The 12,650-nt window shown below is 75.9% G+C and carries 7 protein-coding genes and 1 tRNA gene; all 8 read left to right on the top strand.

The features are described from left to right. Positions 1-87: transfer RNA gene (locus tag WMF26_RS25745), tRNA-Leu, on the top strand. A 176-nt stretch (positions 88-263) separates the two neighbouring features. After that, positions 264-1,439, top strand: coding sequence for a hypothetical protein (locus WMF26_RS25740; protein ID WP_437994831.1), 1,176 nt, complete (start codon positions 264-266; stop codon positions 1,437-1,439). 66 nt (positions 1,440-1,505) lie between these two features. Next, positions 1,506-2,564: a DUF4190 domain-containing protein gene (locus tag WMF26_RS25735; protein ID WP_437994830.1), complete on the top strand. Its 1,059-nt coding sequence runs from the start codon at positions 1,506-1,508 to the stop codon at positions 2,562-2,564. Between the two features lie 55 nt (positions 2,565-2,619). After that, positions 2,620-2,928 carry a hypothetical protein gene (locus tag WMF26_RS25730; protein WP_437994829.1) on the top strand — a complete coding sequence of 103 codons (309 nt, stop codon included), beginning with the start codon at positions 2,620-2,622 and terminating at the stop codon, positions 2,926-2,928. Positions 2,929-3,105: 177 nt separating this feature from the next. Continuing rightward, positions 3,106-4,209, top strand: a complete 1,104-nt coding sequence (locus tag WMF26_RS25725; RefSeq protein WP_437994828.1) for a tetratricopeptide repeat protein — start codon at positions 3,106-3,108, stop codon at positions 4,207-4,209. After that, entirely contained in the window at positions 4,209-5,255 is a 1,047-nt protein-coding gene (locus WMF26_RS25720) for a hypothetical protein (protein WP_437994827.1), read from the top strand. The genes WMF26_RS25725 and WMF26_RS25720 overlap by 1 nt, the downstream gene beginning before the upstream one ends. A 21-nt stretch (positions 5,256-5,276) precedes the next feature. Further along, positions 5,277-6,971: a serine/threonine-protein kinase gene (locus WMF26_RS25715; RefSeq protein ID WP_437994826.1), complete on the top strand. Its 1,695-nt coding sequence runs from the start codon at positions 5,277-5,279 to the stop codon at positions 6,969-6,971. Between the two features lie 184 nt (positions 6,972-7,155). Continuing rightward, the gene (locus WMF26_RS25710; protein ID WP_437994825.1) at positions 7,156-12,648 is read left to right on the top strand and encodes a hypothetical protein; all 5,493 of its coding nucleotides are present in this window, start codon (positions 7,156-7,158) and stop codon (positions 12,646-12,648) included. Positions 12,649-12,650 lie beyond the last annotated feature (2 nt).

Genomic DNA, 12,650 nt, shown 5'->3' with positions numbered 1-12,650 from the left:
GCGAAGCTGGCGGAATTGGCAGACGCGCTGGATTCAGGTTCCAGTGGGGTAACTCCCGTGGAGGTTCAAGTCCTCTGCTTCGCACCAGGCGCTCTTCTTATCCTTGTCTAGCCACTGTAGTGGCCCTCTCCTTATTTGCCTTTTGCGGCATCTCTTGCGATCGCAGCGCATCCCGGCCAGGGGGCGCTGCGGCCGCAGCGTCCGGATCGAGCGACGCCAAGCCCGCTGCTGGGCCTGCGCTGAGCGCGTCGACCGAGCCGGCCGTGGCCACCTCGACGGTCGAGGTCGAGCCCCCGCGCGGGTCCGGCGTCCAGGAGTTCGCTCCGTTCGGGACCCTCACCGGGTGCAAGGTCAAGTCGGGCGACATCGCGACCTACATCCTGCGCGAGGGGATGGGGGTGGCCGGCCGGGCCGACGGCTCGTTCGGCGCCGTGTGGCTCGTGGACCTCAAGGGCGGCGACGCGCAGATCGCGTTCGCCGGCTTCGACAACGACGCCCGGCAGATCGCCCGGGCGCGGGCCATCTCGAACACCCGCGAGGCAGGGCTCCGGATCTTCTCTTCGGGGGAGGCCTGGGCGGTCACGTGGTTCGACGCCGAGGGGCTCGCCTACGCCCGGCCGCGCTGGGAGACGAACCCGCCGACGGAGATCCTGCGCGTCGGCGCCATCGGCAGGGAGGTCAGCGAGAACGTCGCCATCGCGCCGGCTCCGGGCGGCGCCCTGGTGGCTGCGGCCCCCTTCGGGGCGGAACGCAACCAGCTGGGCGTCTTCCAGTTCGCGCCGGTGGACCCGGCGCAGCCGCAGCTCAAGGCGGTCGGTGTCACGCGCCACACAAAGAAGCCGCGCTGGCCGGCGGTCGCTGCGGACGCGGCCGGCGGTTACCTCGTCGTGTGGCACGAGGAGGATGACGGGAGCGTCCGGGCCTCGCGGTTCGACGCGGCCGGCCGGGAAGGGAATGCCCACGTCGTGGCCAAGCCTGAAAGCGGCGACCGCTCGGCCGCCGCGACTCAGGAAACGCCGGACAAGGAGCGGCGGCTCGGGCTCGTGGCCACCAGCAGCGGGGCGCTCGTGGCGTGGAACGAAGGGCCCACCTTGCTCGCCCGAGCGCTGGACGCCGACGCGCGGCCGCGCGGGGCGCCCTGGGTGCTCGGCAAGGGCAAGTGGCGCGCGATGGCGCCGAGCGGCGACGGGGCGTTCGTGGCGTGGGTCGGCCACGATGGCAAGGCCGACGGGCAGCTCCTGCTCGTGAAGCTGGGCGCCGACGGAGCGCCTTCTGCCCGGGGGATCCGGGTGTCGGATGGGGTGATTCCCGTCAAGGATCCTCCCAGCCTGGCCCTCGCCGGCGAGCGCGTGGGCGTCGCATGGACGGAGGCGATGAGCCCCGGTGTGAGCACGAAGCGCGCAGTCTTAAGGGTGCTCGAGCGCGCCTGCATCCCTTGAGCCCTGGCGCGCCGTGAGGGTGCGTACGGCGAGCGTAGCGCCGACTCTGGCGCTAAGATAAGAGACGTGAGCCACGCATTCGGCCCGAGTCAGCCACCGCCGAACCGCGATGCGAACGAGCCTCTGACGGCGCCCCAGGCGGGCGTCCTGCCCCGCGGGGGCGAGCTGCCCGTCGGCGCACCCTCCGGCGACGAGGCGGCGCGCGTCGCGGCCGCGCCCCGAGCGCCGTTGCCGAGCGGCGCCTCGACGCCGCTGCCGGTCATCCACGATCCCTACCTCACCCGGCCGCTCCCGCCGGGGCGACCGCCGCTCTCGACGCTGGCCGTGAGCTCGGTCGTCGCGGCGCTCTTCGGGCCGCTCGGGGCCGTCGCCGCGATCGCCTTCGGCTGGGCGGCGCGCCGCGAGATCGAGCGGGCCCCCGAGGCGCGCAGGGGCCACGGGCTCGCCAGCATGGGGCTCTCGCTCGGCGTCCTCCTCACGCTCTGCTGGAGCTCGGCGATCGGCTTCGGCGTGTGGATGTGGACGACGCACAGCGGCGGCGAGACCACCGCCGCCCTCGGCGAGGGGGAAGCCTCGCCGGAGCCGGCGAGCACCGCGTCCCCGGCGGCGCCGCTGCCGGACGTGCCTCCTCCGGCGGCGCAGCCCGGCGGCAGCGTCCCTCAGCGCACGACCCACCGGCGCATCGGCGGGCTCTCCATCGTCGATATCGGCGTCGACGTCTCCACCCTCAGCGAGGAGCTCGCCAAGCAGCGCGCGGAGGCGCACGCCCAGGGCGAGAAGGTCCTCGTCATGACGACGAGCGATCCGTGCGAGCCGTGCCGCGGCGTCGACCGCGCGCTCGGCGATCCGCTGATGCAGACCGCGCTCCGGAGCGTGCGGCTCGTGCGCGTGGACATCGACGTCTTCAAGGAGGACCTCGATCAGATCAAGATGCCGCGGCGGCTCTACCCCGGCTTCTTCCTGCTCTCGCCGGATCTCACCCCGCAGGACGGGATCAACGGCGGCGAGTGGGACGACGACATCGCGCGCAACATCGCGCCGGTGCTCGGGGCCTTCGTGCGGGGCCAGTACACGACCCGCCGCCAGCCGTGGCACCCGCTGCCCGGCTCGGGCATGCGGCTCTGATCGCGCCGCGCGCGGCGGCCAGCCCCCCGCGCCCCGGACGGGGTAAGCTCGGCGCGTGAAGCGCTTCGTCCAGCTCGCCCTCTTCGCCGTCTGCGTCGCGTTCAGCGCCTCGGCGGCCTACAACGTCTTCTCCGACAATGCCGAGGTCGAGCGGATGGCGGCGCTCGTCGCGTGCGGCGAGGACGGCGGATCGGGCGCGCGGGGGCCGCGCCGCGCCGGCGAGGGGTGCAGGGCGCAGATGACCCGGCTGGAGCGGACGCCGTTCGGCCAGACGTTCGAGTTCACGACGCCGAAGCGCACCGTGGATGTCAGGTGCGAGCGGGCGTTCGTCCTCGCCGGCGCGTACAGCTGCAAGCTCCCGTGATCGGCGCGGCGCCGGCCTCCGGGGAACGAGCGCGCCCCATGGCCAGCGCCGCGCGCCGGCGATGGAAGCGGATAGCGCGGCGCAGGCCGCGGCCGAGGCGGCGCGCGCCGCGCCGCGCGGGCCCGCGCCACGCAAGAGGCCGCGCCGTGCGCGGAAGTTACGCTATGGTGGGCGGCCGTGACGAACCGTGCCGCGCGCCCGCCGCTCTCGATCGGCCCCGAGGCCGGGCGCATCGTCGTGCGCCTCGCCTGCGCGCTGGCGGCGGCCTCGCTCGGAGCGCCGCCGGCGGCGGCCGCGCAGATGCCCTCGCCGGCGCCGCTCGGCGCGCCCGCGCCCGCGCCGCCCGCGCCCGCGCCGCCCGCGCCCGCGCCGCCCGGCGCCGCGCCGCTGCCGCAGGGCAGCGCGTCCCAGGTCGGCGCGCCGGCCCGCCCCGCGACGCCGCCGTCGCAGGAGTCGGCGGAGAAGCGGAGCCGCATCGAGCAAGCGACCGCGCTGCACGACGAGGCGCAGGGACTCTACCAGCACGGCGAGTACCGCGCGGCCATCGCGAAGCTGAAGGCCGCGGTGGCGCTCGATCCCGAGGGCAAAGAGCTCATCTACAACTTGGCGGTCATCCACGAGCGGCTGGGCGAGATCGAGCAGGCAGAGCACTACTACCGTCGCTATCTCGAGATGGAAGCGCTCCCGAAGGAGCGTGAGGAGGTCGCGGCGGTCCTCAAGCGGCTGCAGGGCGCGAAGCGGGAGCTCTCCAGCGCGAAGCCGCCGCCGCCTTCGCCGTCCCCGTCCGCGCAGGCCCCCACGGCGCTGCCGTATCTGCCGCGCCTGCCGCGCCGCTCCGGGGCGGCGAACGGCGTGAGGCCGTACGGGGCCTGGCTCTACGTCAGCGGGGGCATCGCTGCGGGGTCCCTCGCGGTCGGCGGCGTGTTCGCCGCCCTCGCCGTGGCGCGGGATCCCGGCTCCGGCAAGCGCACCGGCGGCGGCGTCTCGGTCGCCGACCTGCAGGCCGACGCGAGCGCCGCCCACCAGTGCGCCGTCGCCGCGGACGTCGCCCTGCTGGTCGCCGGGCTCTCCGGCGCGGCGGCGCTCTACCTGTACCTGTCGCCGCGGGCCCCCGCGGCGAGCCCGCGCGCCTCTCGCCCGCTCTCGGCCGCCCTCCAGGGCGCCGCGATCCCGGGCCGCGACGGCGCTCCGCCCTCGCTCGCCGCCCGCGCAGCGGAGGAGGCGGCGCGCGTCAGCGTGTCGCTGGGCGCCGCGGGAGCCCGGCTGGAGGTGCAGTTCTGATGGGCCTCGGCGCCGCGGGGCGGAGGCTCGTCCGCGGGCTCCCGGCGCTCGCGTTGCTCGGCGTCGGGTGCGAGGTCCTCGTCGACGGCAAGCTGGGCACGGTGCTCTGCTCGGAGGAGGGCGCGATCGGACCCCCGGCGTGCCCCGAGGGCGCCCTTTGCAGCGACGGCGCCTGCGTCGACACGCAGCTCGAGCGCGCGCTGGGCGCCCCTTGCGACGATCACGACGGCTGCGGATCGCACGATTTCTGCCTCGATCCCGCGCGCTTCGGCGGCGAGGGGCCGAGCGTCTGCGCGCGCGCGTGCTGCAGCTCGAGCGATTGCGATCCCGTCCGGGACGCGGTCTGCTGGATCCCCGACGGCGGCGGGAGCGGCGTCTGCCGCATCGGCCGGGACGTCGGCCGGCCCGAGGTGGGGGCGCGCCTCGCCGGCGCGGCCTGCGCCTCGCCCGGCGAGTGCCGCTCTGGCATCTGCGACGAAGGCGTCTGCGTCGACACCTGCTGCTCGGACACCAACTGCGCGATGAACGGGGCCGCGTGCCGGCTCACGACGGACCTCGTCGCTGCCGGTTCGGCCTGGGCGTGCCAGCGCGTCGGTCCCGGCCGCGGCGGCTACCTCGAGCGGTGCGAGGAGGACGCGGACTGCTCCTCCGGCCTCTGTGCCGACGTCGGCGGGGACGACGTCGACGGGGACGACGTCGACGGGGACCTCCGCTGCACGATCCCGTGCTGCTCCTCGGACACGTGCCCGGCCGCGCCCCGCGACGCGATGCGCAACGTCGGCTGCGCCGAGGTCGCGACCGGCGACGGCTCGACCGTCCGTGCGTGCGCGAGGCTGCTGCGCGAGGACAGCATCGCCGCCGTCGGCGTCGCGTGCGACACGAACGAGGAGTGCCGGAGTGGCATGTGCGTCAACCATCCTGAACAAACGCAGCGATTCTGTAGCGATGTCTGTTGCAGCGAGGCGTCCTGCGGCGATGTCTCGCTGTTCGGCTGTCGGCCTCCTGCTGCGGGCCCGTCGTGGGCCTTGCGATGTGGGCCCAAGTGACGGACGATCACCCCCATCGCGGTGGTAGCTCCTACAGCTGACGGCCAGCTCTCCTCCAGCGCACCCGGATCGCCCGGCGAGCCCAGCCGGACGGCGCTGATCTGTCCGCGGTGCCACCACCTCGCGCCGGTCGCTCCGGACGCGAGGAGCTCGTCCAGCCTGCTCCCGCCCCCCGCCGGCGATCGCGCTTCCCAGACCGGTCCGTCCGCCAGGCTGCCGCGCTGCCCCCACGACGGGCTGGCCCTCGTGAGCCGCGAGGCGCTCGCCGAGGCCGAGGGGGATCCGTTCCTGGGGATCACGATCGCGGATCGGTTCGTGGTCGTAGGCAAGCTCGGCGCCGGGTCGATGGGCACGGTGTACCGGGCGCGCCAGGAGGCGATGGGCCGCGACGTGGCCATCAAGATCCTGCGCTCGGACCGGGCCTTCGACGCGCAGGCCAAGGCCCGCTTCACGCGCGAGGCGCGCGCGATGAGCCTCCTCCGGTCGCCGCACACGGTCACCGTCTTCGATTTCGGCGAGATCGTGGACGACGCGACCGACGCCGCCTTCGGCCGCGGCCGCTCCGCGGAGCAGAGCTCGCCCGGCGAGGGGCCGACGTGGAGCAACGGCTCGCTCTACCTCGCGATGGAGCTGCTGGAGGGCGAATCGCTCGGGCAGCGGCTCAAGCGGCTCCGGCGCCTGCGCGTCGGCGACGCCGCCCGCTTCGCCCGGCACGCGCTCCTGTCGCTCGCCGAGGCGCACGACAAGGGGATCATCCACCGGGACCTCAAGCCGGACAACCTGTTCCTGGCGAGGCCCCCCGCGGGCGAGCACGAGGAGATCTGCAAGGTGCTCGACTTCGGCATCGCGAAGGTGATGACCGGCACGGAGCGGCCGGTCGACGCCCTCGAGACCCAGGCGGGCACGGTGTTCGGAACGCCGCGCTACATGTCTCCGGAACAGGCGCAAGGTAAGCCCCTCGACGCGCGGAGCGACCTCTACTCGCTCGGCGTGCTGCTTTATCAGATGCTCGTCGGGCGGCCGCCGTTCATCGACGACGACGCGGTCGTCGTGATGGCGAGGCACATCAAGTCGTCGCCGGCGCCGGCGCTCGAGGCGGCGCCGGACGCCGGGATACCGCCGTCGCTCTCCGAGCTCCTGCAGCGCGCGCTGGCCAAGCGGCCCGAGGAGCGGCCGCGGAGCGCGCAGGAGTTCATCGCGGAGCTCGATCGCGCGATGGACGAGGCGAGGCCGAGCCTGAGCCGCGAGCGCCCCGCCCCGGCGCAGCCGGCTGAGGTCGGCGCGACCAGCGAATTGCTCGCGGTGGTGGGCGACGGCGCGGACGCCTCGCTGCCGCCGAGCACGTCGCGCCCCGCGCCGCGGAAGCTCACCTCGCGCGTCGCCGTGGGGACGGTCGCCCTGTCCCTGATCGTGACGGTGCTCGCCGTGCGCGAGCTCCGGCGCCCCGCCGACGGCGGCGTGCGCAGCCTAGAGAAGGGGGTGGCGCTGGAAGCCAGGGCGCTCGCGGGCGCGCTCGCACGCCCGGCCCCGCCTCCCGCCGCGCCTCCCGCCGCGCCGTCCGCCGCGGAGCCCGCCGCGGCGGCGCCGCCGCCGGCCCCCGCGCCGCTCCCCACGGCCGCCGCCAGCGCGGCTCACGAGCCCGCGGGCGCTCCCTCGGCGCCGGCGCCGAAGCGCAGGCCGCAGCAGTCGCGCAAGCCGTATGTGAAATTCGACTGATGACGGTACGCGCGCGGCGCGCGGCGCAGACAGCGCGCGCCGACGCGGACGCCGGAAACCGCTCGTCGACGTGGGCCCGCGGGCGCGAGAAGCAGCGGCGACCTTTCGCGGATCGGGCCGAGAGTCGCTGTACGAGCCGGAGGCTAACGTGTAACTTCGCCGCGCACCGATGGATCCCCGGGAGATGGAAACGCTCATCCAGCGCCTCGTCACGAATCCGCATGACGCTGAGGCCCTGGCGTATGCGCACCGAGCCGGGGAGCAGGACCCGCGCTCGTACGCCATGCTGCTCGAGCGCGTCGGCAGCTCCACCGCGGATCCGTCGTATGCAGCGCATTGGCTGAGCGAGGCCGCGAACGTGTGGTCGACCACGATCGGCGACGCGCACCACGCCGCGCGGACGCTCATGATCGCCATCGACAAGGATCCGACGCAGCGGACGGCGGCCGAGCGGCTGGCGCAGCTCTACCGCGACAAGGGCGATCAGAAGGCGCTCGTCGCGCTCCTGGAGCGGCTCGTGAAGGCGCTCACGCCGCTGCTCTTCGAGCGGCCCGAGGTGCGCGCGCAGCTCTCGACGCTCCACGAGGAGCTCGGCCGGCTGTGGGGCGAGCCGCCGCTGTCCCGGCCGGAGCGCGCCCTGGAGAACTGGCGCCGCCTCGCGGACCTCGACCCGCACAACGTCTACGCGATCTACGCCGCGCGCGAGCTCTTGAAGGCGCAGCAGCAGTACGCCGAGGCGATCCCGTACTTCGCGATGGAGCAGGCGCTCATCGACGACCCGGAGCGGCGGCTCGCCCTGCTGCGCGACGAGGCCGACATCCGGCGCCGCGCGGGCGACCTCGCCGGCTCCACGGCGGCGCTGCGGAGCGCGCGCGCGTTCGTGCCGCACGACGTGGGGCTGATCCAGGCGCTCGGCGTGGCCATCGTCGAGCGCATCGAGGCCGGCGAGCCGGTGCCGCAGCCGGAGCGCGACGAGGCGGCGGAGCTCTTCGTCGCGCTCGCGGAGACGTACGACGGGGAGTACGGCTACTCGTACTCGGTGTACGCCCTCCGCGCGCTGCCGGGCCACGACCGCGCGATGCAGCTCGCCGATCACTACGGAAAGCAGCTGGGCCGCACCGCCGAGCTCCGCCCGCGCTACCTCGCCTACCTCCAGGTGAACCCGAACGGGTTCATGGCGGCCGAGGCGCGCAAGCGGGCGTCCGTGCTGCCGCCCCCGCCGCGGCTGCCGTCGATGCCCCCGGGGATCCCCGCGCCGGCGCGGGCGCCCTCGGCGCCGCCCGCCTCGGCCGCGGCTCCCGAGCGGGCGCCCTCGGGGCCGCCGGTGCCGCCCTCCAGCGTGCCTTCGCCGCCTTCGGCCGCGGGCGCGGCGGAGCTGGTCCAGCCGGCGGTGGCCGCGTTCGCGCCGGCGGCCGCGGCCCCGGACGCGCCGGCGTCGCTGCGGAGCGCTGCCGCGCCGAGATCCGGCCCGGCGCAGGCCGCGCCCGGCTCCGCGCCGGCGCCTCTCTCGCCCGACGCCTCGGCCGCGCCGGAGCCGCCGCCGCTAGTTGGCGACGAGCCGACCCAGCCCCGAAAGCCGCTGCCGCTCGCCAGGCTGCGCGAGGTGCTCAAGGCCGACCCCGCCAACCTGGACGCGCTGACGCAGCTCGAGGAGCACCTCCGCCAGAAGCGCATGTTCGCCGAGCTGCGCGACGCGCTGCTCGCGGCGGCGCGCGTCCCCACGGCGCCCGTCGAGCGCAGGAAGGCGCAGCTGCGCGACGTCGCGGGGCTGTGCGAGGCGCAGCTGCGCGACGTCGACACGGCGGTCCAGGCCTTCCGGCTGCTCTCCGAGCTCGATCCCGGCGACGCGCAGGCCCAGGCCGAGCTGCGGCGGCTGCTCGAGCGGAGCTCCCGCTGGGACGACCTCGCCGCGCTGCTCGAGCAGGAGGCCGCGGCGACCCCGGACGTCGCGCAGAAGATCGAGATCGAGAAGAAGCTCGTCTCGCTCCACGAGCAGAAGCGCCGCGATCCCATCGCGGCCGCGGAGGCGTGGGTGCGCGTCGCCAGCCTGTCGCCCGAGGACGGCACGGCGGTCCAGTCCGCGGTCAAGCTCTTCGAGCGGGGCGAGCGGTTCGACCTCGCCGCGCACGTCCTCGCCGACGCGGCCTCCCGGTTCCAGGACAAGCTCACCCGCGGGCCGCTCCTCCAGAGGCTCGGCGAGCTCCGGAGCCGGCTCGACGAGCCGGGCGCCGCGGGCGACGCCTACAGCCAGGCGGCCGAGCTTCTGCGGCAGCCGAAGCTGTGGGAGCTCGCGGAGAAGGCCTACGTCGCGGCGGGCCGGCTCGTCGAGGCGGCGAGGGCGGTCTGCGAGCGCGCGCTGCTCGCGGACCGCAAGGCGCGCCCGGCGCTGTTCGTCCAGGCCGCGGAGCTGCTGCTCAGCGCCGGCGACGTCGAGGGCGCGCTCGACCGGGTCGAGCGCGCGATCGAGATCGACCCCGCGAGCGACGCCTGCGCCCCCGCGATCGAGGACCTCTACCGGCGCACGAACCGCCTGCACGAGCTCGTGCGGTTCCTCCTCGGCCGGGCCGAGCTGCTCGGCGACCGGGCGGCGCGCGTCGCGGCGCGGCGGGCCGCCGCGGCGGCGCAGCGCGAGCTCGGCGATCGCGACGGGGAGCGCGCGACGCTCGCGCTCCTGCTCTCCGACGGCGAGGACGCCGAGGCGCTCGCGCGGCTCGCCGACGACGCCGGCGAGCGCGGCGACGTCCAGCTCGGCGCCGAGCTCCTCCACCGGCTCAGCGCGCTCACGGACAGCGAGCCCGGCAAGATCTCGCTCGCCCTGCGCGAGGCGCGCATGCTCGCGGAGGGATCCGGCGACCTCGAGGCGGCGATCGCGCGCTACGAGATGGTCGTCACGGACCTCGATCCGCAGAACCGGATCGCGCTCCGGGGGATCGCCGAGCTGGAGGAGCGGCGCGGCAACCTGCGGGGCGTCGCCGGCGCGCTCGAGCGCGAGCTCGCGTTCGTCGACGGCCCCGATCGCGTCGACATCGCGCAGCGGCTCGCCGCGCTGTACGAGGGCCCGCTCGACGATCCGCACGGCGCCGTCCGGGCGCTCGAGGTCGTCCACGCCGCCGAGCCGGACGACCTCGACGCGATCGCGCGGCTCCAGCGGCTCGCCGAGCGCCTGAACGACTGGCCGAAGGTGGCGCGCCTCCTCGCGGCGCTGATCGAGGTGGAGGGCGACGAGGACGAGGCGTCGAAGATGACCCGCCGCCTCGCCGAGATCCTGGACCAGACGCTCGGCAGGAGCGACGAGGCGATCTCCCTCCTGGAGCGGCTCGCCGATCAGGGCGACGAGCCGAGCCGGGAGGCGTACGTCGCGCTCGGCGACCGGCTCGGGTGGAAGGGGCTCGTCGCGACGAAGCTGGTCGCCTGGAACGAGTCGATCGCGCGCGCGGGGCGCGATCTCGCCCTGCGCGGCGCCTTCGACAGGTTCGTGGAGGTGGGCTACCACCGCGACGCCGCGCGCGTGGGGGTGGAGCTCGCGCGGTCGCGCACCGCCGACGCCGTCCTCGCGGAGCGGCTCGAGGCGATCGCGGTGGGGCTCCGGGATCGCGAGGCCCTCGCCGTCGCGCACGAGCTCCGCGCCAGGGATCTCTCGGGGACCGCCCGCGCGGCCGAGCTCGTGCGGCAGGCCGAGGTCCGGGTCGCCCTGGGCGCCGATCCGCTGGAGTCGATCCACCACGGCGAGGGCGCGCTGGCGAGCGTGCCCACCGCCGAGGTCGAGCCGCTGCTCCAGCGGCTCGCGGCGCTGGCCGAGGCCCCGAGCCTCATCATCGACCTGTTCGAGCGCCAGGTGAGCCGGTGCCGCACGCCGGCCGATCGCCTCGCGGCGCTCGTCCGCGCCGCCCAGATCGCCTGCGAGCGCGGCGCCATCGATCGGGCGAGGAGCTTCTTCGAGCTGGCCCTCGGCGGCGGCGTCCAGGAGGAGACGATCGCCACGCTCGAGCAGGTGGCGCGGGACGACGACGCGCGGTCGCAGTCGACCGCGCTGCGCACGATCCTCGTCGATGCGCTCGCCGCCGGCGGCCAGGGCTCGCGCGACGGCGGCCGCACCCGGGCGGCGCTGCTGCGCCGCGCGGCCACGATCGCCTACCAGGATCTCGGCGACGTCGACCGCGCGTTCGGCTGGCTCGGCGACGCCGTGCTCGCGCACGTCGACGACGCGTCGCTCGACGCGCTCGAGGCGCTCGGCCGCGCGGTGGGCGACCTGCCCCGCGTGGGCGCGACGCTGAACCGCGCGCTGGACGAGGTGTTCGACGGCCCGCTCGTGCGCAAGCTCCTCCAGCGGCGGGCCAGGCTGCGCCGCGACGTGCTCGGCGACCGGCCGGGCGCCGCGGTGGATCTGAAGAAGCTCCACGACCTGTCGCCCTCGGACCAGGACGTGATGAACGAGCTGTCCGGCCTCCTGCAGGAGCTCGGCGATCACCGCGGCATGATCCAGCTGTACGAGGACCAGATCCTCCGCGGCCGCGATCCCGCGCAGCGGGCGGAGCTCGCGAGGAAGGTGGCGCGCCTCTGGGAGGAGGAGCTCGGCGAGGGGCGGGAGGCGGCGGACGCCTGGCGCCGCGTCCTCCGCATGAAGGCGGGCGATCCGGAGGCGACGGCGGGCCTCGAGCGGGCGAAGACCGGCAAGCTCAAGCGCACCCCCCCGCCGCCCGTGCTGCCGACCCGGCCGCCGGGCCTGCCCCTGACCGAGCCGCCGCTCGCGCCCCGGGTGCCGGTCCTCGACGTTCCCGGCGCGGAGATCGTCGCTGCCGCGGCGGTGAGCAACGGCTATGCGGGCGGCGAGGTGCCCGCCGGCGCCGACGCGCTGCCGGCGGACGGCCCCGGGGTGGCCGGCCCGGAGGCGCTCGAGGGCGCGCCGGAGCCGCAGGCCGAGGCCTACGGCGTCGCGTCGCTCGCGGCGGCCGAGGGCGAGGCGAGCCGCGGCGCCGCCGACGTGTACGCGGCGCCGACCGAGGGGCAGGAGCTTTCGCCGGAGGGCGCCGGCCACGTTGCGCCGCCGGCGCCTCCCGACGCGCCCGCGTTCGCTGCGCCGGGGTCGGATCTCGACGGCTACGCGGCGGCGCCCGGCTACGGCGACGACGCGGCGGCGGCGCCGGCCTACGAGGGCGAGTACGCGGCGGCGGCGCCGGGCTACGAGGGCGACTACGCGGCGGCGGCGCCGGGCTACGAGGGCGACTACGCGGCGGCGGCGCCGGCCTACGAGGGCGACTACGCGGCGGCGGCGCCGGCCTATGGCGGCGACCACGCGGCGGCGCCGGCGGCCTACGGCGGCGAGTACGCGGCGGCGCCGGGCTACGGCGGCGAGTACGCGGCGGCGCCGGGCTACGGCGGCGACGACGTTGCGCCGCCGCCGTACGGCGGCATCGGCGACGGCGGAGAGGCCTACTACGGAGATCCCGCGCAGGCGCCCGCGTCCGCAGGCGCCGGGTCCGCTGCTCTCGCGTCCGCGGCCCCTGCGCCGCCGCCGGTGTCCGCAGCCCCGCCGCTGCCGGCAGCGGCGGCCGGGGCCGCGCTCCGGCCGTCGGTCCACCCGCCCGCGCCGCCGCCCCTGCCTGACTCCCACGACATCGATATCGACGAGGACGCGGAAGACGTGGAGTTCCTCGACGACGACGCCGGCGCTCCGTAGCC

Origin of the sequence: Sorangium sp. So ce185 (assembly GCF_051526825.1) — a bacterium.
In the GTDB taxonomy this organism is placed as follows: domain Bacteria; phylum Myxococcota_A; class Polyangia; order Polyangiales; family Polyangiaceae; genus Sorangium; species Sorangium cellulosum_D.
This window is presented reverse-complemented; position numbering and strand designations above follow the sequence as displayed.

Coding starts and splice junctions, on each gene's coding strand:
- WMF26_RS25710 (WP_437994825.1), top strand. CDS start 7,156: ATGGAAACGCTCATCCAGCGCCTCGTCACGAATCCGCATGACGCTGAG.
- WMF26_RS25720 (WP_437994827.1), top strand. CDS start 4,209: ATGGGCCTCGGCGCCGCGGGGCGGAGGCTCGTCCGCGGGCTCCCGGCG.